General features: G+C 59.4%; 22 protein-coding genes and 1 pseudogene. 22 read left to right on the forward strand and 1 reads right to left on the reverse strand.

The genetic code is table 11. The features are described 5' to 3' along the window. Positions 1–50 precede the first annotated feature (50 nt). From lrhA to nuoN, 14 genes are all read left to right on the forward strand, one after another. The gene (lrhA, locus tag L085_RS11600; RefSeq protein WP_004936045.1) at positions 51–995 is read left to right on the forward strand and encodes a transcriptional regulator LrhA; all 945 of its coding nucleotides are present in this window, start codon (positions 51–53) and stop codon (positions 993–995) included. Between the two features lie 708 nt (positions 996–1,703). Beyond that, positions 1,704–2,141, forward strand: coding sequence for an NADH-quinone oxidoreductase subunit NuoA (nuoA, locus tag L085_RS11605; RefSeq protein WP_004936040.1), 438 nt, complete (start codon positions 1,704–1,706; stop codon positions 2,139–2,141). Positions 2,142–2,156: 15 nt separating this feature from the next. Then, positions 2,157–2,831 carry an NADH-quinone oxidoreductase subunit B gene (locus L085_RS11610; protein ID WP_004936039.1) on the forward strand — a complete coding sequence of 225 codons (675 nt, stop codon included), beginning with the start codon at positions 2,157–2,159 and terminating at the stop codon, positions 2,829–2,831. A 96-nt stretch (positions 2,832–2,927) separates the two neighbouring features. Beyond that, positions 2,928–4,724, forward strand: a complete 1,797-nt coding sequence (gene nuoC / locus L085_RS11615) for an NADH-quinone oxidoreductase subunit C/D (RefSeq protein WP_004936036.1) — start codon at positions 2,928–2,930, stop codon at positions 4,722–4,724. A gap of 2 nt (positions 4,725–4,726) precedes the next feature. Then, positions 4,727–5,278 carry an NADH-quinone oxidoreductase subunit NuoE gene (gene nuoE / locus L085_RS11620; protein WP_015378580.1) on the forward strand — a complete coding sequence of 184 codons (552 nt, stop codon included), beginning with the start codon at positions 4,727–4,729 and terminating at the stop codon, positions 5,276–5,278. Continuing rightward, positions 5,275–6,621, forward strand: coding sequence for an NADH-quinone oxidoreductase subunit NuoF (gene nuoF / locus L085_RS11625; RefSeq protein ID WP_044030797.1), 1,347 nt, complete (start codon positions 5,275–5,277; stop codon positions 6,619–6,621). Before nuoE ends, nuoF begins: the two co-directional genes overlap by 4 nt. A 77-nt stretch (positions 6,622–6,698) precedes the next feature. Next, positions 6,699–9,437 carry an NADH-quinone oxidoreductase subunit NuoG gene (gene nuoG, locus L085_RS11630; protein WP_044032018.1) on the forward strand — a complete coding sequence of 913 codons (2,739 nt, stop codon included), beginning with the start codon at positions 6,699–6,701 and terminating at the stop codon, positions 9,435–9,437. After that, the gene (gene nuoH / locus L085_RS11635; protein WP_004936022.1) at positions 9,434–10,411 is read left to right on the forward strand and encodes an NADH-quinone oxidoreductase subunit NuoH; all 978 of its coding nucleotides are present in this window, start codon (positions 9,434–9,436) and stop codon (positions 10,409–10,411) included. Before nuoG ends, nuoH begins: the two co-directional genes overlap by 4 nt. A 14-nt stretch (positions 10,412–10,425) precedes the next feature. Then, positions 10,426–10,968, forward strand: coding sequence for an NADH-quinone oxidoreductase subunit NuoI (nuoI, locus tag L085_RS11640; RefSeq protein ID WP_004936019.1), 543 nt, complete (start codon positions 10,426–10,428; stop codon positions 10,966–10,968). Between the two features lie 13 nt (positions 10,969–10,981). Then, positions 10,982–11,539, forward strand: a complete 558-nt coding sequence (gene nuoJ / locus L085_RS11645) for an NADH-quinone oxidoreductase subunit J (protein WP_004936018.1) — start codon at positions 10,982–10,984, stop codon at positions 11,537–11,539. Beyond that, positions 11,536–11,838: an NADH-quinone oxidoreductase subunit NuoK gene (gene nuoK, locus L085_RS11650; protein ID WP_004936014.1), complete on the forward strand. Its 303-nt coding sequence runs from the start codon at positions 11,536–11,538 to the stop codon at positions 11,836–11,838. Before nuoJ ends, nuoK begins: the two co-directional genes overlap by 4 nt. Further along, positions 11,835–13,682, forward strand: a complete 1,848-nt coding sequence (nuoL, locus tag L085_RS11655) for an NADH-quinone oxidoreductase subunit L (protein WP_044030798.1) — start codon at positions 11,835–11,837, stop codon at positions 13,680–13,682. Before nuoK ends, nuoL begins: the two co-directional genes overlap by 4 nt. A gap of 95 nt (positions 13,683–13,777) precedes the next feature. Then, positions 13,778–15,307: an NADH-quinone oxidoreductase subunit M gene (nuoM, locus tag L085_RS11660; protein ID WP_004936002.1), complete on the forward strand. Its 1,530-nt coding sequence runs from the start codon at positions 13,778–13,780 to the stop codon at positions 15,305–15,307. Positions 15,308–15,313: 6 nt separating this feature from the next. Further along, positions 15,314–16,771: an NADH-quinone oxidoreductase subunit NuoN gene (gene nuoN / locus L085_RS11665; protein WP_004936000.1), complete on the forward strand. Its 1,458-nt coding sequence runs from the start codon at positions 15,314–15,316 to the stop codon at positions 16,769–16,771. 59 nt (positions 16,772–16,830) lie between these two features. Here nuoN and L085_RS11670 read toward each other — a convergent pair whose 3' ends face one another. Beyond that, positions 16,831–17,703 carry a LysR family transcriptional regulator gene (locus L085_RS11670; RefSeq protein ID WP_004935995.1) on the reverse strand — a complete coding sequence of 291 codons (873 nt, stop codon included), beginning with the start codon at positions 17,701–17,703 and terminating at the stop codon, positions 16,831–16,833. 347 nt (positions 17,704–18,050) lie between these two features. Here L085_RS11670 and L085_RS11675 point away from each other — a divergent pair. From L085_RS11675 to idnD, 8 genes and pseudogenes are all read left to right on the forward strand, one after another. Further along, positions 18,051–19,879: pseudogene (locus L085_RS11675) on the forward strand (thiamine pyrophosphate-binding protein). 82 nt (positions 19,880–19,961) lie between these two features. Continuing rightward, on the forward strand, positions 19,962–20,387 hold the full coding sequence (locus L085_RS11680) for a cupin domain-containing protein (protein ID WP_004935988.1): 426 nt from the start codon (positions 19,962–19,964) through the stop codon (positions 20,385–20,387). A gap of 43 nt (positions 20,388–20,430) precedes the next feature. Continuing rightward, entirely contained in the window at positions 20,431–21,294 is an 864-nt protein-coding gene (locus L085_RS11685; RefSeq protein ID WP_044030799.1) for a DMT family transporter, read from the forward strand. Between the two features lie 19 nt (positions 21,295–21,313). Then, a complete protein-coding gene (locus L085_RS11690) occupies positions 21,314–21,850 on the forward strand; it encodes a DUF2938 family protein (protein ID WP_044030800.1) in 537 nt (178 codons plus the stop codon). Between the two features lie 137 nt (positions 21,851–21,987). Continuing rightward, entirely contained in the window at positions 21,988–23,232 is a 1,245-nt protein-coding gene (locus L085_RS11695) for an MFS transporter (protein ID WP_004935980.1), read from the forward strand. 234 nt (positions 23,233–23,466) lie between these two features. Further along, positions 23,467–23,976: a DUF1097 domain-containing protein gene (locus L085_RS11700; protein ID WP_004935976.1), complete on the forward strand. Its 510-nt coding sequence runs from the start codon at positions 23,467–23,469 to the stop codon at positions 23,974–23,976. Between the two features lie 363 nt (positions 23,977–24,339). Next, positions 24,340–25,104: a gluconate 5-dehydrogenase gene (gene idnO / locus L085_RS11705; protein WP_033632515.1), complete on the forward strand. Its 765-nt coding sequence runs from the start codon at positions 24,340–24,342 to the stop codon at positions 25,102–25,104. A 22-nt stretch (positions 25,105–25,126) separates the two neighbouring features. Then, positions 25,127–26,158 carry an L-idonate 5-dehydrogenase gene (gene idnD / locus L085_RS11710; RefSeq protein ID WP_044030801.1) on the forward strand — a complete coding sequence of 344 codons (1,032 nt, stop codon included), beginning with the start codon at positions 25,127–25,129 and terminating at the stop codon, positions 26,156–26,158. The last annotated feature ends 72 nt before the right edge of the window (positions 26,159–26,230 follow it).

Raw genomic sequence — 26,230 nt, forward strand, 5'->3', positions numbered from 1 at the left:
ACCAGGGTAGTAGTTCGTAAATTAGAATTTAAAAAAGTGAAGAATACACTATGACAACTGCAAATCGTCCGATACTTAATCTCGACCTCGATCTGCTAAGAACCTTTGTTGCGGTTGCTGATTTGAATACCTTCGCGGCGGCGGCTGTTGCCGTTTGCCGTACGCAATCAGCCGTCAGCCAACAAATGCAGCGATTAGAGCAACTGGTCGGCAAAGAACTGTTTGCCCGCCATGGGCGCAACAAACTCCTGACTGAGCATGGTATTCAGCTTCTCGGTTATGCCAGGAAGATCCTGCGCTTTAACGACGAAGCCTGTACCTCGCTGATGTACAACAATATTAAAGGTGTTCTGACCATCGGCGCTTCCGACGACACCGCCGATACCATTCTGCCTTTCCTGTTGAACCGTGTGACCGCCATCTATCCGAAGCTGGCCATTGACGTGCGCGTAAAGCGCAGCACGACGATGGTCGATCTGCTGGAAGAGGGTGAGATCGATCTGGCGGTGACCACGGCCGATCCGGCCGGGCACCCGCACATCGTGCTGCGCACGTCGCCGACGCTGTGGTACTGCGCTGCCGATTACCACTATCAGGCCGGCGAACCTATCCCGCTGGTGGTGATGGATGAACCAAGCCCGTTCCGCGCGCTGGCGATCAAACAGTTGGACGAAGCTGGTATCCCGTGGCGTATCGCCTACGTCGCCTCCACGCTGTCTGCGGTGCGGGCGGCCTGTAAGGCCGGTCTGGGTGTGACCGCGCGGCCGATCGAGATGATGAGCCCCGATCTGCGGGTGCTGGGCGCGGTGGAAGGTTTGCCGCCGCTGCCGGATACCCAGTATGCGCTGTGCAAAAACGCGCAGTGCAGCAACGAACTGGCAATGGCCATCTTCAGCGCGATGCAGGGCGGCAATGACGGCTATGGCTTCAACGGCGCGGAAGCCGGTCTCCAGGGCGATCAGGATGATGCCAGCCTGGTGGACGAAGAAGAATAACGCCGCGGCGTGATATCTGATGAAAAACCTCTGCTTCGGCGGAGGTTTTTTTTGCCCTTTTTTTGGCGATTTTTACTGTTATAGGGGTTTAATGACGATTTTGTTATGAGTTGGCTGTTTTATTAACTTTTAAGCGTTGCTGAAAAGAGAATTTGACCGGGTTTAAGATGCTGGGTTTATTTTTTGAACAATAAGATTGAATGAGTTAAAGGCATGGTAATAGCAGGGTTATTTTGTTAGCTTATGGCGGCCGTTTTTGCGGCTTAATTTGAGGAAAATTGTTAAAGGGCCACACTTTTTTTGAGGATTTATGCTGAAAACGTGTCCTGGATCAAAAAAATACCCCTAGGTAGTGAGTGGAAGAACAGGGAATTCCTGAGACAATGGTATAGTAAAACTGAAATGTGCATGTTGGTTTATATCTATCTGTTTCTACACAAAAATTAACTGACACGATTTAGCCTGTCCCTGGCGCATCAAATGTTAATCAAATGATACGTATGTAAACTAGTGTGTAGATACTTTTGTCAAAGTTGACAAAAGGTTATAGAAAGGAGTAAAAAGCCCACAGAAAAACGCTGCCTAACTCGCTGTAAAAGCAGTTTGTTTGTGTGGTTATTTATCCTTCCCTTAAATCGATGTGGCGCACTAACTGCCGGTGACAAGAGCAGTGCGATCGACGCCACTTTTGATGAGTAAGCATAGAGTATGTCAACAACCACTGAAGTTATCGCTCATCACTGGGCGCTCGCCGTATTTCTCGTCGTGGCTATCGGGCTTTGCGGCTTAATGCTGCTGGGTGCGTTCTTCTTGGGCGGGAGAGCCCGGGCGCGCGCCAAACACACCCCGTTTGAATCAGGTATCGACTCCGTCGGCACGGCGCGCATGCGCTTGTCCGCCAAGTTCTACCTGGTGGCCATGTTCTTCGTTATTTTCGACGTTGAAGCCTTATACCTGTATGCCTGGTCGGTCTCGATTCGCGAGAGCGGCTGGGTGGGCTTTATCGAAGCCGCCATTTTCATTTTGGTGCTATTGGCCGGTCTGGTTTATCTGGTGCGCATCGGCGCGTTGGATTGGACTCCGGCGCGTTCCCAACGCCGCAGCAAACCAAGCACGATCACTAACACCAACAGTCATCCGCAGTAACAGCGAGGCATTAAGATGGACTATACGCTCACCCGCATAGACCCGAACGGTGAGAACGACCGTTATCCCCTGCAAAAACAGGAGATCGTCGCCGATCCCCTGGAACAACAGGTCCACCGCACGGTTTACATGGGTAAACTCGAACATGCGCTGCATGACATGGTGAACTGGGGGCGTAAAAACTCTATTTGGCCGTATAACTTCGGCCTTTCGTGCTGTTACGTGGAGATGGTGACGTCGTTTACCGCCGTTCACGATGTGGCGCGTTTCGGTGCGGAAGTGTTGCGCGCCTCCCCGCGTCAGGCTGACCTGATGGTGGTGGCCGGCACCTGCTTCACCAAGATGGCCCCGGTCATCCAACGCCTGTACGAGCAGATGCTGGAGCCCAAGTGGGTGATCTCGATGGGCGCCTGCGCCAACTCCGGCGGCATGTACGACATCTATTCCGTGGTGCAGGGCGTGGACAAGTTCCTGCCGGTCGACGTGTACATTCCCGGCTGCCCACCGCGTCCGGAAGCTTACATGCAAGCGCTGATGCTGCTGCAGGAATCTATCGGCAAAGAACGTCGCCCGCTGTCGTGGGTTGTCGGCGATCAGGGCGTTTACCGCGCCAATATGCAGTCTGAAAGAGAGCGTAAACACGGCGAGCGCATCGCGGTGACCAACCTCCGGACGCCTGACGAGATTTAAGACGTTCATTTAACGTCCATCTTAGTGCGCTATTGGTTAACACAGCGAAAAGTGAAACTTGCGGCGAATAACCCTTTAGTGTGGTGAAAAAAAATTATGACAGATTTGACGACGCACGACGCCTTGCCTGCCTGGCAGACCCGAGATCACCTTGACGACCCGGTGATCGGCGAACTGCGCAACCGTTTTGGGCCGGAAGCCTTTACTGTTCAGGCCACCCGCACCGGCATGCCCGTGGTATGGGTTAAACCTGACCAGTTACTGGAAGTAATGACGTTCCTGAGAAAACAGCCGAAGCCGTATGTCATGCTGTTCGATCTGCATGGCGTGGACGAACGTCTTCGCACCCACCGCGACGGCCTGCCCGCTGCGGATTTCTCCGTTTTCTACCATCTGATTTCCATCGAACGCAACCGCGACATCATGCTGAAGGTGGCGCTGTCTGAAAAAGACCTGCACGTGCCGACGGCGACCAAGGTGTTCCCGAACGCCAACTGGTACGAGCGCGAAACCTGGGAAATGTTCGGCATCACCTTCGACGGCCACCCGCACCTGTCGCGCATCATGATGCCGCAGACCTGGGAAGGGCACCCGTTGCGTAAGGACTACCCGGCGCGCGCCACCGAATTCGATCCTTTCGTGCTGACCAAGCAGAAAGAAGATCTGGAGATGGAAGCGCTGACCTTCAAGCCGGAAGACTGGGGCATGAAGCGCGGCACCGAGAACGAAGACTTCATGTTCCTCAACCTCGGCCCGAACCACCCGTCCGCGCACGGTGCGTTCCGCATCATTCTGCAGCTGGACGGCGAAGAGATCGTCGACTGCGTGCCGGATATCGGCTATCACCACCGCGGCGCCGAGAAGATGGGCGAGCGTCAATCCTGGCACAGCTACATTCCGTACACCGACCGCATCGAGTACCTCGGCGGCTGCGTGAACGAAATGCCTTACGTGTTGGCGGTTGAAAAGCTGGCCGGCATCAAGGTGCCTGAGCGCGTCGACACCATCCGCGTGATGCTGTCCGAGCTGTTCCGCATCAACAGCCACCTGCTGTACATCTCCACCTTCATTCAGGACGTCGGCGCGATGACCCCGGTGTTCTTCGCCTTTACCGACCGTCAGAAGATCTACGATCTGGTGGAAGCGATCACCGGCTTCCGTATGCACCCGGCCTGGTTCCGCATCGGCGGCGTCGCGCACGATCTGCCGCGCGGTTGGGATCGCCTGCTGCGTGAATTCCTCGACTGGATGCCGAAGCGTCTGGACTCCTACGTGAAAGCGGCGCTGAAGAACAGCATCCTGAAAGGCCGCTCCATCGGCGTCGCGTCTTATAACGCCAAAGAAGCGCTGGAGTGGGGCGTGACCGGCGCAGGCCTGCGCGCGACCGGCGTTGAGTTCGACGTGCGTAAATGGCGCCCGTACTCCGGCTACGAGAACTTCGACTTCGAAGTGCCGGTCGGCGACGGCACCAGCGACTGCTACACCCGCGTGATGCTGAAGGTGGAAGAGCTGCGCCAGAGCCTGCGCATCCTCGAACAGTGCCTGAACAACATGCCGGAAGGCCCGTTCAAGGCCGATCACCCGCTGACTACGCCGCCGCCGAAAGAGCGCACGCTGCAGCACATTGAAACGCTGATCACCCACTTCCTGCAGGTTTCCTGGGGCCCGGTGATGCCAGCCAACGAATCATTCCAGATGATTGAAGCCACCAAAGGGATCAACAGCTACTACCTGACCAGCGACGGCAGCACCATGAGCTACCGCACCCGGGTACGTACGCCGAGCTTTGCGCACCTGCAGCAGATCCCATCGGTCATCCGTGGCAGCCTGGTTTCCGACCTGATCGTCTATCTGGGTAGTATCGATTTTGTAATGTCAGATGTGGACCGCTAACTATGCATGATCAAAAAGACAATCACGCAGTCAATGATGCGCTCGAGCCCATCAACGCAGCCGCTCCTCAGAGCGGCGTTGATGCATTTGTACTGAGCGCGGAAGAACGTGATGCGATCGAGCACGAAAAGCACCATTACGAGGATCCGCGCGCCGCTTCCATCGAGGCACTGAAAATTGTGCAGAAGCAGCGCGGCTGGGTTCCGGACGGTGCGATTTACGCCATCGCGGAAGTGCTGGGCATCCCCGCCAGCGACGTAGAAGGCGTGGCCACGTTCTACAGCCAGATTTTCCGTCAGCCAGTAGGACGTCACGTGATCCGTTATTGTGACAGCGTTGTTTGTCACATCACCGGTTACCAAGGCATTCAGGCCGCTATCGAGAAGAAGCTGAACATCAAGCCGGGTCAAACCACCTTTGATGGCCGCTTCACGCTGTTGCCGACCTGCTGTCTGGGCAACTGCGATAAAGGGCCGACCATGATGATTGATGACGACACGCACAGTCAGCTGAAGCCTGAAGATATCGAGACGCTACTGGAGCAGTATCAATGACCAAGCACATTGTACGCACTCCCGAAACGCATCCGCTGACCTGGCGTCTGCGCGATGACAAGCAGCCGCTGTGGCTGGATGAATACCGCAGCAAAAACGGCTATGCCGGTGCGGAAAAGGCCCTGAAGGGCCTGGCGCCCGACGAGATCGTCAGCCTGGTGAAAGATTCCGGGCTGAAGGGCCGCGGCGGCGCGGGCTTCTCCACCGGTTTGAAGTGGAGCCTGATGCCGAAGGACGAATCCATGAACATCCGTTACCTGCTGTGTAACGCCGATGAGATGGAGCCGGGCACCTATAAAGACCGCCTGCTGATGGAGCAGCTGCCGCACCTGCTGGTGGAAGGCATGCTGATCTCCGCGTTCGCGCTGAAAGCCTACCGCGGGTACATCTTCCTGCGCGGTGAGTACATCGAAGCGGCGACGCACCTGCGTCGCGCCATCGCGGAAGCCACCGAAGCCGGCTATCTGGGCAAGAACATTCTCGGCACCGGATTTGATTTCGAGCTGATCGTGCACACCGGCGCCGGCCGTTACATCTGCGGCGAAGAAACCGCGCTGATCAACTCGCTGGAAGGCCGCCGCGCCAACCCGCGCTCCAAGCCGCCATTCCCGGCCAGCGCCGGCGTGTGGGGCAAGCCGACCTGCGTCAACAACGTCGAAACGCTGTGCAACGTGCCAGCCATTTTGGCGAACGGCGTGGAGTGGTACACCGGCATCTCCGGCAGTGAAGACAAAGGCACCAAGCTGATGGGCTTCTCCGGCCGGGTGAAAAATCCGGGCGTCTGGGAGCTGCCGTTTGGCACCACCGCGCGCGAGATCCTGGAAGACTACGCCGGCGGCATGCGCGACGGTCTGCGTTTCAAAGCCTGGCAGCCGGGCGGTGCGGGTACCGACTTCCTGACCGCCGATCATCTCGATCTGCCGATGGAATACGGCGCGATCGGCAAAGCCGGCAGCCGTCTCGGTACCGCGTTGGCGATGGCGGTAGACCACGAGATCGGCATGGTGCCGCTGGTGCGCAACCTGGAAGAGTTCTTCGCCCGCGAGTCCTGCGGCTGGTGTACGCCTTGCCGCGATGGTCTGCCGTGGAGCGTGAAGATCCTGCGCGCGTTGGAAAACGGCGAAGGGCAGCCGGGGGATATCGAAACCCTCGAACAGCTGTGCCGTTCCCTCGGTCCGGGCAAAACCTTCTGCGCCCACGCGCCAGGTGCCGTAGAGCCACTGCAAAGCGCGATTAAATATTTCCGTGAAGAGTTCGAGGCGGGTATCGCCGTGCAGCACTTCGGCAACGCGCATGCGATTGGCGGCATTCAGCCGAACAATTTGCTGAAGCAGCGCTGGTAAGCCGAACTCGCCCGAACACGGCCAGAATTTTTGATTAACGCCTGCCGCAAGGCAGGCCACTTGGAAGCATGCTGACTATGGCTACGATTCATGTAGACGGCAAAGAGTATGAGGTAGACGGGGCGGACAACCTGCTGCAGGCTTGTCTCTCCCTCGGCCTTGATATTCCTTACTTTTGCTGGCATCCGGCGCTGGGAAGCGTCGGCGCTTGCCGCCAATGTGCGGTAAAGCAATACCAAAACGCGGAAGATACGCGCGGCCGTTTGGTGATGTCCTGTATGACCCCGGCATCCGATGGCACCTTCATCTCCATCGATGACGGCGAAGCGAAGCAGTTCCGTGAAAGCGTGGTCGAGTGGTTGATGACCAACCACCCGCACGATTGCCCGGTCTGTGAGGAAGGCGGTAACTGTCACCTGCAGGATATGACGGTAATGACCGGCCACAGCTTCCGTCGCTACCGCTTCACCAAACGTACCCACAACAACCAGGAGCTGGGGCCGTTTATCTCGCACGAGATGAACCGCTGCATCGCCTGCTACCGCTGCGTGCGTTACTACAAAGACTATGCGGACGGCACCGACTTCGGCGTGTACGGCGCGCACGACAACGTCTACTTCGGTCGCCCGGAAAGCGGCACGCTGGAAAGCGAGTTCTCCGGCAACCTGGTGGAAGTGTGCCCGACCGGCGTTTTCACCGACAAAACGCACTCCGAACGCTACAACCGTAAATGGGACATGCAGTTCGCACCGAGCATTTGCCAGCAGTGCAGCATCGGCTGTAACACCAGCCCGGGCGAGCGCTATGGCGAGCTGCGCCGTATCGAAAACCGTTACAACGGCAGCGTGAACCACTACTTCCTGTGCGACCGCGGCCGTTTCGGTTACGGCTACGTCAACCAGAAAGATCGTCCGCGTCAACCGCAGCAGCTGCGCGGCGACGACTGGATCACCCTGAACGCCGAGCAGGCGATGCAGGGCGCGGCGGACATCCTGCGTCAGGCGAAGAAAACCATCGGCATCGGCTCCCCGCGCGCCAGCCTGGAAAGCAACTTCGCACTGCGCGAGTTGGTCGGCGCCGAGAACTACTACACCGGTATCGCTCAGGCGGAGCAATCACGTCTGGCGCTGATGCTGAACGTGCTGAAGAACGGCGGCGTTCATACGCCGGCGCTGCGTGAGATCGAAGATTACGACGCGGTGCTGGTGCTGGGCGAAGACCTGACGCAAACCGGCGCGCGCATCGCGCTGTCCGTGCGTCAGGCCGTCAAGGGCAAAGCCCGCGCGATGGCGGCGGCGCAACGCGTGGCCGACTGGCAGATCGCGGCGGTGCAGAACATCGGTCAGCACGCCAAGTACCCGCTGTTCACCACCAACGTCGACAACACTCGTCTGGATGACATCGCCGCCTGGAACTACCGCGCGCCGGTAGACGAGCAGGCGCGCTTCGGCTTCGCCATCGCGCACGCGCTGGATAGCGCGGCACCGGCGGTGAACGATCTGGCCGAAGGCCTGAACAAGAAAGTCGACATCATCGTGCAGGCGCTGACCGGCGCACGCAAACCGCTGATCATTACCGGCAGCAACGCCGGCAGCGAAGCCATCATCGAAGCGGCGGCCAACATCGCCAAAGCGTTGAAGGGCCGCGGTTCCGACGTCGGCATCACCTTCGTGGCGGGCGCCGCCAACAGCATGGGCCTGGCGATGATCGGCGGCGGTTCGCTCGATCAGGCGCTGGAACAGCTGGCGAGCGGCGCAGCCGATACCGCCATCGTGATGGAAAACGATCTCTATCGCCATGCGCCGGCGGCGCAGGTGGACGCGGCGTTGGCCAAGGTCAATAACCTGATCGTCGCCGACCACCAGCGCACCGCGATCATGGACAAAGCCAATCTGATCCTCTCCTCGGCCAGCTTTGCCGAGAGCGACGGTACGCTGATCAATCAGGAAGGCCGCGCGCAGCGCTTCTTCCAGGTATACGATCCGGCTTACTACGACGACGCCAAGAAGAATCAGTTCACCGTGATGCTGGAAAGCTGGCGCTGGATGCACTCGCTGCACTCCACCTACACCAGCCGCCACGTGGACTGGACCCAGCTCGATGACGTGATCGCCGCTTGCGTCGCCGCGTTGCCGCAGCTGCAGGGCATTGTCGATGCCGCGCCGGACGCGACGTTCCGCATTCGCGGTCAGAAGCTGGCGCGTTCGCCGCACCGTTCCAGCGGCCGTACCGCCATGCGCGCCAACATCAGCGTGCACGAGCCGCGTCAGCCGCAGGATAAAGACACCATGTTCGCCTTCTCGATGGAAGGGAACAACAGCCCGCTGGCCGATCGTCAGCAGATCCCGTTCGCCTGGGCGCCAGGCTGGAACTCACCGCAGGCATGGAACAAGTTCCAGGCCGAAGTGGGCGGCAAACTGCGCCACGGCGATCCGGGCGTGCGCCTGATCGAAGCGGGGGAGGGCAGCCTCGGTTACTTCGACCGCGTGCCTGCCGCATTCAATCCGGTCGACGGCTGGCGTGTCGCGCCTTACTACCACCTGTTCGGCAGCGATGAAATGTCGCAGCGCTCTCACGTGATCCAGCAGCGTATGCCGGAAGCCTACGTGATGGTCAACCCGGCCGATGCGGCGACGCTTGGCGTTAATGCGGGCAGCCTGGTGGAGTTCAGCTGCGAGGGCCAGACTCTGCGTCTGCCGGTGCGTCTGAGTGAAACCCTGACCCAGGGCCAGGTTGGTTTGCCGCTCGGCTTGCCAGGGATCCCGCCGATCTTGGTGGGTGCTAAGGTAGACAATCTGCGGGAGGCGGCACGATGAGCTGGTTTACCCCTGAGGTGATCGACATCTTGATCGCCATTCTTAAAGCGGTCGTGATCCTGTTGGTGGTCGTGGCGTGCGGGGCATTCATGAGCTTCGGCGAACGCCGCCTGCTCGGCCTGTTCCAGAACCGCTACGGACCGAACCGCGTAGGCTGGGGCGGCTCGCTGCAGCTGGTCGCCGACATGATCAAAATGTTCTTCAAGGAAGACTGGGTGCCGAGATTCTCCGACCGGGTGATCTTCACCCTGGCGCCGATGATCGCCTTTACTTCCCTGTTGCTGGCATTTGCCATCGTGCCGGTCAGCCCGACCTGGGCGGTGTCCGATCTCAACATCGGTATTCTGTTCTTCCTGATGATGGCCGGCCTGGCGGTGTACGCCGTGCTGTTCGCCGGCTGGTCGAGCAACAACAAATACTCGCTGTTGGGCGCGATGCGCGCCTCCGCGCAAACCCTGAGCTACGAAGTGTTCATCGGCCTGTCGCTGATGGGCGTGGTGATGCAGGCGGATTCGTTCAACATGCAGGCCATCGTTGAATCTCAGGCGCACGTCTGGAACGTCATTCCGCAGTTCTTCGGCTTCGTGACCTTCGCGATCGCCGGTGTGGCGGTGTGTCACCGTCACCCGTTTGACCAGCCGGAAGCCGAGCAGGAACTGGCCGACGGTTACCACATCGAATATTCCGGCATGAAGTTCGGTCTGTTCTTCGTGGGGGAATACATTGGTATCGTCACCGTGTCCGCCCTGATTGTGACGTTGTTCTTCGGCGGCTGGCAGGGTCCGTTCCTGCCGCCATTCATCTGGTTCGCGTTGAAAACGGCCTTCTTCATGATGATGTTCATCCTGATCCGCGCCGCGCTGCCGCGTCCGCGTTATGACCAGGTGATGTCCTTCGGCTGGAAAGTGTGCCTGCCGCTGACGCTGCTGAACCTGCTGGCAACCGCCGCGGTCATTTTGTACAACGCTCAATAAGGGGTGAATAAACCATGACATTGAAAGAGTTAGTGGTTGGTTTCGGCACCCAGATGCGCAGCATTTGGATGATTGGCATGCATGCCTTCGCCAAGCGCGAAACCCAGATGTATCCGGAAGAACCGGTGTACCTGCCGCCACGCTACCGCGGCCGCATCGTGCTGACGCGCGATCCGGACGGCGAAGAGCGCTGCGTCGCCTGTAACCTGTGTGCGGTTGCCTGCCCGGTCGGCTGTATCTCGCTGCAAAAGGCAGAACAGAAAGACGGCCGTTGGTATCCGGAGTTCTTCCGCATCAACTTCTCGCGCTGCATCTTCTGCGGCCTGTGCGAAGAGGCTTGCCCGACTACCGCTATCCAGCTGACGCCGGATTTCGAACTGGGCGAGTACAAGCGTCAGGATCTGGTGTACGAAAAAGAAGATCTGTTGATCTCGGGGCCGGGTAAATATCCGGAATATAACTTCTACCGGATGGCCGGTATGGCGATTGACGGCAAAGCCAAAGGCGAAGCCGAAAACGAAGCCAAACCGATCGACGTCAAAGGTCTGTTGCCCTAAGGAGCCAGCAAGCATGGAAATTGCATTTTATCTGGCAGGTTTGATTGCGGTGGCCGCGACGATTCGCGTGATCACCCATACCAACCCTGTGCATGCGCTGCTGTATCTGATCGTCTCGTTATTGGCGATCTCGGCAGTCTTCTTCTCTCTCGGCGCCTACTTTGCCGCCGCATTGGAAATCATCGTTTATGCGGGCGCCATCATGGTGCTGTTCGTGTTCGTTGTGATGATGCTGAACCTCGGCAACGTGCAGCAGCAAGAGCGCGACTGGATGAAACCGACGGTGTGGATCGGGCCTGGCCTGCTGTCACTGGCGCTGCTGGTGGTATTGATCGTTGCGATCCGCAGCGTATCCGATCAGGGCATCAGCGGTGAGATGGTCGACGCGAAGGCGGTGGGCATCAGCCTGTTCGGGCCTTACGTACTGGCGGTTGAGCTGGCTTCAATGCTGCTGTTGGCGGGGCTGGTTGTCGCCTTCCATATCGGCCGCGAGCACAAGCCTGGCGAGGTGCTGAGCAACGCGCCGGTGGGTGGCGAAATGGCGAGAAGAAAATCGGAGGAGCAAGCATGATCCCTCTTCAACACGGCCTGATCCTGGCGGCTATCCTGTTTGTGCTCGGGTTGACCGGGCTGCTGGTGCGCCGCAACCTGCTGTTTATGCTGATCAGCCTGGAAGTGATGATCAACGCTGCGGCGTTGGCGTTTATCGTGGCGGGAAGCTACTGGGGCCAGGCGGACGGGCAGGTGATGTACATCCTGGCGATCAGCCTGGCGGCAGCCGAGGCCAGTATCGGCCTGGCGCTGCTGCTGCAGCTCTACCGTCGTCGTCATACCCTGAATATTGATACTGTCAGTGAGATGCGCGGATGAACCTATTATATTTAACAATTCTGCTACCGCTGATCGGGTTCCTGCTGTTGGCATTTTCCCGCGGTCGTTGGTCTGAGAACACGGCGGCCACCGTCGGCGTGGGCTCTATCGGCCTGGCTGCGCTGGTCACGGTGTATGTGGCGATGGATTTCTTCGCCCAGAAAGCCGCCGGCGTGCAGCTGTTCGAGCAAAGCCTGTGGACCTGGATGGCCGTCGGCAACTTCAATATCGGCGTGACTCTGGTGCTGGACGGCCTGTCGCTGACAATGCTGTCGGTGGTCACCGGCGTCGGCTTCTTCATCCACATGTTCGCTTCCTGGTACATGCGCGGTGAAGAGGGTTATTCGCGCTTCTTCGCCTACACCAACCTGTTTATCGCCAGCATGGTGGTCTTGGTGCTGGCGGACAACCTGCTGCTGATGTATCTGGGTTGGGAAGGCGTGGGCCTGTGCAGCTACCTGTTGATCGGCTTCTACTACAAAGATCCGGCCAACGGCGCGGCGGCGATGAAAGCCTTTATCGTCACCCGCGTGGGCGACGTGTTCCTGGCGTTCGCGCTGTTCATCCTCTACAACGAGCTGGGCACGCTGAACATCCGCGAGCTGATGATCCTGGCGCCGCAGAAACTGGCGGTGGGCGATACGGCCATCACCTGGGCGACGCTGATGCTGCTGGGCGGCGCGGTCGGTAAATCGGCGCAGCTGCCGTTGCAAACCTGGCTGGCGGACGCGATGGCGGGCCCAACCCCGGTTTCCGCACTGATCCACGCGGCGACCATGGTGACCGCAGGCGTCTACCTGATCGCCCGCACGCACGGCCTGTTCCTGATGGCGCCGGAAGTGCTGCACCTGGTGGGCATCGTCGGTGCGGTCACTCTGCTGCTGGCCGGCTTCGCCGCGCTGGTGCAGACCGACATCAAGCGCGTGCTCGCTTACTCCACCATGAGCCAGATCGGTTACATGTTCCTGGCGCTGGGCGTGCAGGCATGGGACGCGGCGATCTTCCACCTGATGACTCACGCGTTCTTCAAGGCGCTGCTGTTCCTGTCGTCCGGTTCGGTGATCCTGGCTTGCCACCACGAGCAAAACATCTTCAAGATGGGCGGTCTGCGCAAGAGCATCCCGCTGGTGTACGTCTGCTTCCTGGTGGGCGGCGCGGCGCTGTCTGCGTTGCCGCTGGTCACGGCCGGCTTCTTCAGTAAGGACGAGATCCTGGCGGGCGCGATGGCCAACGGCCACATCAACCTGATGGTTGCCGGCCTGGTCGGTGCGTTCATGACCTCGCTGTACACCTTCCGTATGATTTTCATCGTGTTCCATGGCGAAGAGAAAATCAAAGCGCATGCCGGTAAAGGCATCACTCACCACCTGCCGCTGCTGGTTCTGCTGGTGCTGTCCACCTTCGTCGGCGCGATGATCGTGCCGCCGTTGCAGGGTGTGCTGCCGGAGACGACTGAACTGGCGCACGGCAGCGTGCTGACGCTTGAAATCACCTCCGGCGTGGTGGCTATCGTCGGCATTCTGCTGGCGGCCGCGCTGTGGCTGGGCAAACGCAGCCTGGTCAGCAGCATCGCCAACAGCGCGCCGGGGCGTTTCTTCTCGACCTGGTGGTTCCATGCCTGGGGCTTCGACTGGCTGTATGACAAAGTGTTCGTCAAGCCGTACCTGGGCATTGCGAAGCTGCTGCAACGCGATCCGCTGAACTCGCTGATGAACCTGCCGGCCGTCTTCTCCCGCTGGGGGAACCGCGGTCTGACGGTGAGCGAGAACGGCCAGGTGCGTTGGTATATAGCGTCTATGGGTGTGGGTGCAGTGGTCGTATTGGCTCTGTTGATTCTGGTTTAATTGAATAATTTAAACAGACGCATTTTTCGGGCGTAGCGCCGGGCAGGCGCTACGTACAAAGTTTGAAATTATTCGTATAAGGGACACAAAACGCCATGCTATTACCTTGGCTAATTCTTATCCCCTTTATCGGCGGTCTGCTGTGCTGGCAGCTTGAGCGCTTCGGTACTAAGGTGCCGCGCTGGATAGCGCTGATCGCAATGGGGCTGACGTTGGCGCTCTCTCTGCAGCTGTGGATGCAGGGCGGCTATACATTGACCACGCCGAAAGGCATTCCGCAGTGGCAGAGCGAATTCCTGCTGCCGTGGATCCCGCGCTTCGGCATCTCCATCCACCTGGCGCTGGACGGTCTGTCACTGCTGATGGTGGTGTTGACCGGTCTGCTGGGCGTGCTGGCGATCCTCTGTTCCTGGCGTGAAATCCAGAAGTATCAGGGCTTCTTCCACCTTAACCTGCTGTGGATCCTGGGCGGCGTTATCGGCGTGTTCCTCGCCATCGACATGTTCCTGTTCTTCTTCTTCTGGGAAATGATGTTGGTGCCGATGTACTTCCTGATCGCGCTGTGGGGCCACAAGGCGTCGGACGGTAAAACCCGCATCACCGCGGCGACCAAGTTCTTCATCTACACCCAGGCCAGCGGTCTGGTGATGCTGATTGCGATCCTGGGTCTGGTGTTCGTGCACTACAACGCCACCGGCGTGTGGACCTTCGATTACGAAGACCTGCTGCAAACGCCGATGTCCCACAACGTGCAATATCTGCTGATGCTGGGCTTCTTCATCGCCTTCGCGGTGAAAATGCCGGTGGTGCCGCTGCACGGCTGGTTGCCGGATGCGCACAGCCAGGCGCCGACCGCAGGTTCCGTCGACCTGGCGGGCATCTTGCTGAAAACCGCGGCCTACGGCCTGCTGCGTTTCAGCCTGCCGCTGTTCCCTGAGGCTTCACACGAGTTCGCGCCAATCGCCATGTGGCTGGGCGTGGTCGGTATCTTCTACGGCGCCTGGATGGCGTTCGCGCAGACCGACATCAAGCGTCTTATCGCTTACACCTCGGTCTCGCACATGGGCTTCGTGCTGATCGCCATCTACACCGGCAGCCAGCTGGCTTACCAGGGCGCCGTGATCCAGATGATCGCGCACGGCCTGTCCGCCGCCGGTATGTTTATCATCTGCGGCCAGCTGTATGAGCGCCTGCACACCCGCGACATGCGTCAGATGGGCGGCCTGTGGGGGCGTATCAAGTTCATCCCTGCGCTGTCGCTGTTCTTCGCCGTGGCTACGCTGGGGATGCCGGGCACCGGTAACTTCGTCGGCGAATTCATGATTCTGTTCGGCAGCTACCAGGTGGTGCCGGTGATCACCGTGATCTCCACCTTCGGTCTGGTGTTCGCTTCGGTTTACTCGCTGATCATGATGCAGCGCGCTTACTACGGTGCGCCTAAGTCAGACCAGCCGCTGCAGGGCATGACCGCGCGCGAACTGTTCATCATTCTGCTGCTGGTGGTGTTGCTGGTTCTGCTGGGGGTTTACCCGCAGCCGATTCTGGATACTTCCAACGCGGCGATGAGCAACGTGCAACACTGGTTTGGTTCGTCAGTTTCAGCAATTTCAACAACAAGGCCGTAATTCGCCATGACAATAACTCCTCAACAACTGATCGCACTGCTGCCGCTGTTGATCGTCGGATTGACGGTGGTGGTTGTGATGCTAGGCATTGCGTGGCGACGCGACCACTTTATCAACGCCACCCTGACCGTGATCGGTCTCAACCTGGCGCTGCTTTCGCTGTACTTTGTCGGCCAGGCTGGCCCAATGGACGTCACCCCGCTGCTGCGGGTTGACGGCTACTCGATGTTCTACACCGGGCTGGTGCTGCTGGCGAGTCTGGCGACCTGCACCTTCGCCTATCCGTGGCTGGTCGGCTATCCGGATAACCGCGAAGAGTTCTACCTGCTGGTGCTGATCGCCGCCCTGGGCGGCATCCTGCTGGCGAGCGCCAACCATCTGGCTTCGCTGTTCATCGGTATCGAGCTTATCTCGCTGCCGCTGTTCGGCCTGGTGGGCTACGCCTATCGCCAGAAGCGCCCGCTGGAAGCCGCCATCAAGTACATGCTGCTGTCCGCCGCCGCGTCGTCGTTCCTGCTGTTCGGCATGGCGCTGCTGTATGCCGAGTCCGGCGATCTGTCGCTGGCCGGCCTCGGCAAGAGCCTGCAGGAAAACATGATGCACCAGCCGCTGATCCTGGCCGGTATGGGCATGATGATCGTCGGTCTGGGCTTCAAGCTGTCGCTGGTGCCGTTCCAACTGTGGACGCCGGACGTGTATCAGGGCGCGCCTGCGCCGGTCTCGACCTTCCTGGCGACCGCCAGCAAGATCGCGATCTTCGCGGTCGTGATGCGTCTGTTCCTGTATGCCCCGGCCGCCGACAACGAAGCGCTGCGCATGGTGCTGTCGATCATCGCGTTCTGCTCCATCTTGTTCGGCAACCTGATGGCCATCAGCCAGACCAACATCAAGCGTCTGCTGGGCTACTCGTCGATCGCTCACCTGGGCTACCTGCTGGTGGCGCTGATTGCGGTGCAAACCCATCAGCTGTCGCTGGAAACCGCCGGCGTTTATCTGGCCGGTTACCTGTTCAGCAGCCTGGGCGCCTTCGGCGTGGTCAGCCTGATGTCCAGCCCATACCGCGGCCCGGATGCGGATTCGCTGTTCTCTTACCGTGGTCTGTTCTGGCACAAGCCAATCTTGTCCGCGGTGATGACGGTGATGATGCTGTCGCTGGCAGGTATCCCGATGACGCTGGGCTTTATCGGTAAGTTCTTCGTGATCGCGATGGGCGTCAGCGCGCACCTGTGGTGGCTGACCGGCGCAGTCGTGGTAGGCAGCGCCATCGGTCTGTACTACTACCTGCGCGTGACCGTCAGCCTGTTCCTCAGCGCGCCGGAATCGCTGCAGCGCGACACCCCGAACAACTGGGCGTTGACCGCCGGTGGCGTCGTGGTGCTGATCTCCGCCGCGCTGGTGCTGCTGTTGGGGGTTTATCCGCAGCCGCTGATTTCGCTGGTGCAGATGGCGCAGCCGACGTTCTGATAACGCTTCAGACAGTAAAAAGGTCGCTTCGGCGGCCTTTTTTTATGGGCGAAAGGCACTCAGCCGTAATGGGCGCTAAACGACGTTTCCAGCGCCTGCACTACCGCGCGCACGCGGGCGGCGCGTTGCAAATCGGGATGCAGCACCAGCCAGATATCCACCCAGTCTTTGTTCTCCGGGAACAGACGCACCAGTTCCGGGTCTTTGTCCGCCAAAAAAGCGGAGAGCAGGCCGATGCCCAGCCCGCTGCGGGTGGCGGAACGCAGCAGCAGCTGCGAATTGCATTGCAGCACGACGTTGGGCTCGTGCAGGGCCTCGCCGCAGAAATTGTTCCAGTGGCGCGGCACCAGCTCGCGCGGGAACATCAGCAGATCGTGGCCGCGCAACTGTTCGCCCTTGACCGGCATGCCGCGCCGCGCCAAATAGTGCTGAGTGGCATACAGGCCCATTTCGATGGTGGCTAACCGTTTGATGATCAGCTCATCGTCATCGGGACGGGCGCCGCGGATCGCCAGATCTGCGCCGTGGTAAGAAATATCGGCGATGTTGACCGCCGTCAGCAGCGTGACGGTGATGGCCGGATAGCGTTCCCGCAGATCTTGCAGCGCAGGCATCACGAAGGCTTCGGCCAGGGTATCGGTGGTGGCGATGCGCACGTTGCCGCACAGGCTTTCGTCACCGCTGGCGGCTTTACGGTTGATCGCCTGCACCGCATTTTCCATCTTCATCACGTCCGCCAGCATTTCTTCCCCCAGCGGGCTGAGGGCGAAGGATTTCGGCGTGCGGATAAACAGCTTGGAGCCGAGCGCATCTTCGAAAGCGGAGAGCCGTCGGCCGACGGTCGCCTGATCGACATGCAGCTGGCTGGCGGCTTTGCGTAGCGTGCCGCAGCGCGCAACGGCGAGAAAAAATCGAGCGTCGTCCCAGTTCATTGCGCACCTCCTCTGTACAGACTGGCGGGAGGGGGAAGGAAGCGGTGTGATGCGGTGTTTATTCTGGTGTGGAGACCGAAAAAAATGCTTCGTATCATCATTATTTATAATGTTTCAGGATATGTATAAATGCATCACCGTGAAGCGGTTTTGCACCTTTATTTTTGTCTGGTAATGCTTATTCTTATCGGCGCTTATGCTGCGACCCGACGCACATTTTACACCAAGGCCACCCTAATGCATAAGCAATACGAATAAGAGCCGGTTCCCGTTATTTCTGGGCGACCGCCAAGTGGGATCGACTCTGAATCAAGTTAGCTCACGATGATATGACTGGATATAAAAAAATGGAGTCTCACGCAGAGATGCTGTGCCCCCCCGTTGCGTTGGCGACGGAGGACGGAGTCAGAGTTACCGTGGCGCCAGGCGCCGAGAAGATGGAACGCAACAACGCCGATGTCATTATTCAAGGCCTTGCAGCGCGCGGCATTCAACATATCTTTTTGGTCCCTGGCAAACTGGTTTATCCGTTAATCACTTCTATTGACCGTTCCGAGATTGTCGGCATCGTCGGTGCCCATGAAACCGCATGCGGATTTATGGCCGATGGCTATGCCCGCGCCAGCCGAAAGTTTGGCGTCTGTTTGGGCATTTCAGGCCCCGGTACCATGAATTTCCTGCCGGCGATGGCCGCCGCGCAAGCCGATAAGATCCCCGTGCTGTACCTGGCCGGCAGCATCGCCACCTATCATGAGGCGCAGGGCGCTTTTCAGGACGGCAGCAACAGCGGCATCGATGAGCTGACCATCGTCAAACCGTTGCTTTGCGCCGCGATAGAAACGAAAACAACCTGACCTTGCAGCATGAGCTGCGCCGCAGCCTCTCCAGCCTGAACCCACAGCGGAAAGGGCGCGCCTATCTGAGCGTGCCGGTTGACATGCAGAAGAAAACCGCGTTCGGCGATCGTCGCGACCAGCCTGAGCGAGTGCCGCAGCACCGTGAAGCGGCCGTGGATGTGCAAGCGGTGGAACAGCTGTTGCATGATTATCTGCTGCGCGGCCTCAACGTCGCCTGCCTGGTAGGCAACCGGATGAACAATCCACAGGATGCCGCGCTGTTGTTGCGGGTAGCGGAAAAATACCGCTTGCCTGTCGCCACGACGTTGTCCGGCAAGGGCGCGTTTCCCGAAGGGCACGCCCTGGCATTAGGGGTCTACGGTTTTGCCGGCCATGCCCGCGCGGTAGAAACCCTCAACGGTGAAGGCGTCGACGTGCTGCTGGTGCTGGGCTGCGATCTCAGCCAGCGCGACAGTCTGAACTGGAACCCGAGACTGCACGGCAATAAAACGCTGGTGGCGATCGACGAAGACTTCGACAAAGTGAGCTCGCATTACCAGCCGGATCTGCAGATATTTTCCAGCCTGAGCGGTACGTTGCACTGTTTGTTGGCCGCGGTTGGCGATGAGGACGCGCGGCTTGGCGACGCGGCTCACCTGCGTGACGCCTGGTTGGAAGGGGTTCGCGCACTGCCGCTGGAACAGCCGCAGCCGACGTTGCAGGCGCGCATCGCCCAGGGCGAAAGCCGGCTGTATCCCGGCGATGCGATTAAACACATTCGCAGCCGCATGAATCCGGATACCAACGTCGTGGTCGATTCGGGCGCACACCGCATTTTCATGGCGCATCACTGGCTGGCGGCCGGGCGGGGGGATTATCACACCTCCAGCTCCCTGGCGCCGATGGGGTGGGCCATTTGCGCGGGCATCGGCATCAAGCTGGCGGCACCGCAGCGGGATTGCCTCGTGGTGACCGGCGACGGTTGCATGCTGATGCACGGCATCGAAATTCAGACCGCCGCGCGTTATGGCGTGAAGGTGGTGTTCGTGGTGATGAACAACAGCGCGCACGGCGCCATGCACATCGACACGCTGCAAAATCGCGGCATTTCCGCCGACTATACCGCCTTGCCCAACCATGACTGGAAAGCGTTTGCCAACAGCCTGGGGGTCGCCTCCGCGAAGGCGGAGACGCTGGAGGATCTGGACGAGGCCCTCGGCGCTGCAGCGAAACATCCGGGGCCGTACCTCATCGAAGTGATGGTGGGCAACTTTGCGGCGCCTAACCGCTACTACGCCGAGAGCATCGCAGAATACGAGCAGCGCATCAAAGGACTGTAGCACAACGCTGTTTTTTCAACTCGCCAGGTTCACCGCGCGCGGCGCCTGGCATTTTTACTCGCGGCAGTCAGGGAGCGATAAGATGGTTAAGTGGGGCATTTTGGCATTGTTGGCAGTATTTCAGGGGCCGGTTCAGGCTGCCGAGGGGCATGGCGAAGGCATCGTCAAAACGACGTTGCTCAAGACCGACAGCGCATGGGAGGGCTCGGCATATCGTCAGTATCCCGCAGGCGCGCCGCAGATCACCATGCTGAAGGTGACGGTAGAGCCGAACAAGGTACTGGCCTGGCATACGCACCCTTGTATCAGCGCAGTGTACATGAGCGGCGGCAGCGTTTCGCTCACCGTCAGGAAAACCGGTGAACGCCGCACGTTCCGGCAGGGGGATTCGTTTACCGATACCGTGGATATCGTGCATCAGGGCGTTTCCGGCGAGCAAGGCGCCGAAATGCTGGTGTTCTTCGCTTGCGCGGACGATAAACCGTTGACGGTGAAAGCCGCCGGGTAGTGTTGATGCGGCCCTGTCCAAAGGCCGTTAATAAGAGAAGATCATGGTAGCTTTGTGGATGGTCGTCGCCAGCGGATTCTTTGCGCTGATGGGTGCTTGCATCAAGTTGGCGTCGACGACGGTCGGATTTTTCGACATCATTTTTTATCGTTCTCTCATCAATGTGCTGATCGTCGCGGCGCTGATCAAGATCCAGCGCCTCGGTTTTCGCACCCGTCATCTCGGATTGCATATGAAGCGGGCGGCGATAGGCAATGCGGCGATGTACTGCGGTTTTTATTCGCTGATACATCTGCCGATCGCCACCGCCACCACGTTGGGTTATACCAACCCCCTCTTTCAGTCGGCGATCGCGTTCATCACGACCCGAGGGCAGCTGACCGGTCGGCTGTTGTTTTCCGTGCTGTTGGGCTTTGCCGGCATTTTGGTCTTGCTGCGCCCCGACGCCCCCAACGGGGAGTACGTTGCCACGCTGGTCGGGCTGGCGGCCGGTTTGTTGACCGCGCTGGCTTACTTTAACGTCGGCAAGCTGGTGCGGCGCGGTGAGCCGGAACTGCGCGTGGTGTTCTATTTCTCGCTGGTGGGAACGCTGGTTGGCGGCCTGATGACTGCGTTGCTGGGCTTTTCCTTGCTGGACGGCGCAATGCTGCTGTGCGTCTGCGCCATTGGCGTCTTCGGCAGTCTGGGGCAGATCGCCATGACTCGCGCCTACGGGGGCGGCAATGCGGTGATTGTCAGCATTCTCTCTTACAGCACCATTATTTTCTCTACGCTGCTTGGCTATCTGATATTTGGCGAGCAGCTGTCTTATATCGCCGCCGCCGGTATGGCGCTGATCGTGTTGTCCGGCGCGTTGGCGGTGCGCAAGCGTGCTTCGGCCAAGTCCGAGCAGGCGGCGGTGGCATAACGTGATAAGGAACGAAACAATGAACATGCGTCCGATTGGCGTCATGGCGATGGCGGTCTTGTTTGGCATAGTGGCGACGCTGACGATGGATGGGGTGAACAGTGTCACCTCCAGCGTCGGTCTCATCGGCAAGCTCAACCTGGCCTTCATCGGCAAACTGATGAATCAATGGCTGCAGGGGCAATTTTGGTTTTTGCGGCCTGGCGACATTCCCGATGTGCCAGAGGCTCTGATGATGGGCTACGGCGCGCACTATTTTGCCGGCATTAGCCTGGCGATCCCGTTCTATTGCCTGATCTGCCCGCGCGTTAAGTCGGGGGGCGGCCTGTTCGTCGGGGCGCTGACGTATGGCCTGGCCTGTTCGCTGATCTCGCTGTGCTTCATTTATCCCTCGGTGGGGTTGGGACTTTGGGGAATGGCCGGCAAAAATCCGGCTTTGCTGATCGCCAGCCTGGCCAACCATGCAGTGTATGGCGTGGCATTGGGCGGTTGCGCCATCGCTTGGCGGCGTCGCATGCTGCAGAAATGCATGCCTGACGCTGCGATGCTGCATTAATGAATCACGATGATGCATTCTTGGCTATTTTGGGCGTGATAGCCCAACGCTATGATAAGCGCGCTTCCTGAAGCCGCGTGGCATGCGGGAAGACGCATTTATTTAGGGCGAATGCCTGATCGATTCGGGAGTTGAACATGTCAGAAAGTATCGCCGTTGAAGAAACGGCTAAAGCGAAGGCGGGTACATCGCATTTCGCTATCTTGCTGTTTCTGGCGTTGGCATTGATGTCAGCGCTGTTGAACAGCAGCGCGCCGACGCCGCTTTATCCGCTTTATCAACATGAGCTGGCGTTGAGCTCAGTCAGCCTGACGATCATCTACGGCGCTTATGCCGCCGGCGTGCTGATTTCGCTGTTCGGCGTAGGCAATATGGCGGGGAAAGTAAAAGACCTGCGCAGCATGATCGTGCCGGCGCTGTTGGTGGTGTTGCTTGGCGCGCTGCTGTTTTCGGTGGCGTCGTCGTTCTTCATGATGTTTATGGCACGGCTGCTGGCCGGCGTCGGCACCGGCGCCCTGACCGGTGCGGCGAATATCGCGTTGGTGCGTTTCGGGCCGCAGGACGGCGGAAAAAATGCGGCGTTGATCGCGACGCTGTCCTTTACCACCGGATTGGCCCTGGGCCCGATCTTTAGCGGCGTCGCACTGCAAACCGGTTTTCATACCACGTCATTGCCGTTCATCATCATCATGGCCATTGCCGCCGTCGCCGCACTGGGCGTGATGCTGCGCTGGCCGCGAGAGGCGGTGGCGGCGCAGGCCGATAGCGCAGCGGCGGATAACGCGCCGGTGGCGAAAAGCTCTCTGGCGGATGGCCTGCGCGCGACCGGCGGTAAATTCTTCCTGTGCGCCGGGGCGTTGTTCATTTGTTGGGCGGTTGCCGCCAGCATTCTGGCGATAGGGCCGAGCGTCGCCGAAAAACTGTTGGATATGCAGAGCCGTGGCGTCTTTGGTTATGTGGTCGCCGTCTATCTGGTGATTGCCGGCATCAGCCAGATTTTGAGTCGTCGCATCAACGCCCGCCATTCGCTGATGTTCGGCTGCCTGGCTCAGGCTTTGTCGGTCGGGGTGTTCGCCGTGGCGATTCAGATCCATTCGCTGGCGCTGGCCGCCGCAGGCATGGTGATCGCCGGTTACGCCTATGGCGCGATCTTCGTCGGCAGCGCCACGCTGGTGAATCTGATTTCACCGAAAGCCAGCCATGCGCGTTTGATCTCCCTGTTCTACGTGATCGCGTATATCGCTAACTGGGTGCCGATCCTGTTAGGCGTTGTGATCGACCACGCCGATTTGCATTTGGCGACCCACTTGTTATTCCTGAGCAGCGCCGTGATTTGTTTGATGTTGAGCGTCATGGTAACGCGAGCGGGCTTCCCTCGCTGAAACCGGCGTTCGGGAGGGGGGCGACAGGCGTCGCATGTAGGCATTTCATTTGAGATCGTGATTTCCCTGGTGTTGTGTTATTCCAGCGTGCTCGTCACGCTGGCTTTTTTTGTGATACACATTGCTTTTTTGATATTTACATTTCCTTATTTGCATTTTTTTCGTGATTTTAGTCACGAAAAAATCAATCGCTTCGGGTAAACTGCGCGCTTTATTTTTGCCGCAGGTCACTTTATGAACGTTCTTTTCGCCATTGCCGTTACTACCGGGATCCTCTCCGGCGTTTGGGGCTGGGTTGCCGTCAGCCTGGGGCTGATCGGTTGGGCCGGTTTTCTCGGCTGCACGGCGTATTTCGCCTGCCCGCAGGGCGGGCTGAAAGGGCTGTTGATCGGCGCGTTGACCTGCTGCAGCGGCGTCTTCTGGGCAATGGCGATCATCCACGGCAGCGAACTGGCGCCGCAGTGGAATCTGCTGGGGTATCTGCTGACCGGCGTCGTGGCGTTCCTGATGTGCATTCAGGCCAAACAGCAGTGGCTGGGGTTCGTGCCCGGCACCTTTATCGGCGCCTGTGCGACCTTCGCCGGCGGCGGCGATTGGCCGCTGGTGACGCTTTCCCTGCTGGTGGGCCTGCTATTCGGCTATGCGATGAAAAACAGCGGTCTGTGGTGGGCGGCGCGCAGCGAAAAAGCCCGCGCTACGCCGCCGATTGGCCCGAATGCCGGCTCAAACGGTGCCGCCGAGTGAGAGACGGCAGTTCACCACCAGCGTTTGGTTACCCGGCGTTTGGGTTACGCCGGCCCATTGTGCGATGTCCTGTCGCGTAACGCGGAGGTGTTTCATTCGGTGGCCTTCACGGGCGGCGCGGCAAGGGGGATAGCGGCATGTTAACCCATCGATTTGGCGATAACAATGAATGTACTTCTATTGAAAATAGCCGTTTTTCAATCGGATAGATAAGTTTTACCCGCTGACTGCCTGCGTGAGATCACGTTAAGGGTAACAGGGTTTCGTAACATGATTTTCAGTGATTTCCATCACGTTTTTACCGGTAACAATCGGCTGAGATAGAAGCCTGTCCGATTGGAGGCCTGATGGCCGGGAATCACTATGAACAATCTGTTTTCACTGGATAACAAGACCGTCTTGATCACCGGCGCCTCGCGCGGCATCGGTTTTCTGCTGGCACGCGGCCTGGCGCAGCAAGGCGCGCATATTCTGGTCAACGCCACCACCGAAGAACATGCCCGGCACGCCGCCGAACGTTTGCGCGAAGAGGGGCTGCGCGCCGAGGCGGCGGCGTTCGATGTCACCGATTCCCAGGCGGTGCATGCCGCCATCGACCGTATCGAAGCGGACATCGGCGCGATAGACGTTTTGATCAACAACGCCGGCATCCAGCGCCGCCACCCGTTCACCGAGTTTCCGGAGCAAGACTGGGACGACATCATTGCCGTCAACCAGAAGGCGGTCTTCATCGTGTCGCAGACCGTGGCGCGTTACATGGTGCCGCGCCGGCGCGGCAAGATAGTCAACATCGGCTCGATGCAAAGTGAGCTGGGCCGCGACACCATCACCCCTTATGCGGCGTCCAAAGGGGCGGTGAAAATGCTCACGCGCGGCATGTGCGTGGAGCTGGCGCGCTACAACATTCAGGTCAACGGCATTGCCCCCGGCTACTTCAAAACCGAGATGACGCAGGCGCTGGCCGACGATCCGGCCTTCACCGCCTGGCTGACCCAACGCACGCCCGCCGCGCGCTGGGGCGATCCGCAGGAGCTGATCGGCGCGGCGGTGTTCCTGGCCGCCGACGCCTCCGCCTTCGTCAACGGGCAACTGCTGTTTGTCGATGGCGGCATGTCGGCGGCGGTGTAATCTTTTTCCGTGGAGTCTTGCGATGAAAATTCAAACTCAGTCCTGCGTGGTCAAAGGCAAGCGAGACGTGGCGGTGATCGCGCAAGAAGTGGATTATCGAGGGCAGGGAACGCTGGTGAAAATCAGCCGCGGCGGCATCTGCGGCTCGGATCTGCATTACTTCCAGGAAGGCAAGGTCGGCAATTTTCAGGTGCGTCAGCCGATGGTGCTGGGCCATGAGGTGATCGGTGAGGTGGTCGCCAGCGATTCGCCGCAGTTGCCGGCCGGGCAGAAGGTGGCGCTCAATCCCAGCAAACCCTGCGGCCAGTGCAAATACTGTCTGGAGCAGCAAAGCAATCAATGCGTCGAGATGCGCTTTTTCGGCAGCGCGATGTATTTTCCGCACGTCGACGGCGCTTTTACCCAATACAAAGTGGTGGATAGCGCGCAGTGCATTCCTTACGCCGCCGATCGCGACGACAGGGTGATGGTGTTCGCCGAACCGCTGGCGGTGGCTGTCCACGCGGCGAAGCAGCCCGGCGATGTGGCGGGGAAAAAGATCTTCGTGTCCGGCGTCGGCCCGATCGGCTGTCTGCTGGTGGCGGCGCTGAAAGCGCTGGGCGCCGCCGAGATTGTCTGCGCCGATCTCAGTCCGCGCTGCCTGACGATCGCCAGCCAAATGGGGGCCAATCGGTGCCTGCATGCCGCGGATGACGATTTTAGCGACTATCAGCAGGACAAGGGCTACTTCGATGTCGCCTTCGAAGTGGCGGGGCACCCGCTGTCGCTGCAGCGCTGTCTGGAGATCACCCGCGCCAAAGGCACCGTGGTGCAGGTCGGCATGGGCGGCAGCTTCCCTGATTTCCCGCTGATGTTGTTGATCGCCAAAGAGTTGAACCTGCTCGGATCGTTTCGCTTCGTGGCGGAATTCGCGCTGGCGGTGGCCTGGCTGGCCGGCGATGTGGTCGATCCGCTGCCGCTGTTGTCGGCGGAATTCGCCGGGGACCAACTGGCGCAGGCGCTGGAGTTTGCCGGCGACAAGCGCCAGGCCGCCAAGGTGCAATTAGTGTTTTAGGGTAAAAGTCCGATGGCCGCAGGCGACGATCCTTGTCTATAGTGTAGGAACGCTTAATTTTTCAACCACGGA

The organism is Serratia sp. FS14 (assembly GCF_000695995.1).
In the GTDB taxonomy this organism is placed as follows: Bacteria; Pseudomonadota; Gammaproteobacteria; order Enterobacterales; family Enterobacteriaceae; genus Serratia; species Serratia nematodiphila.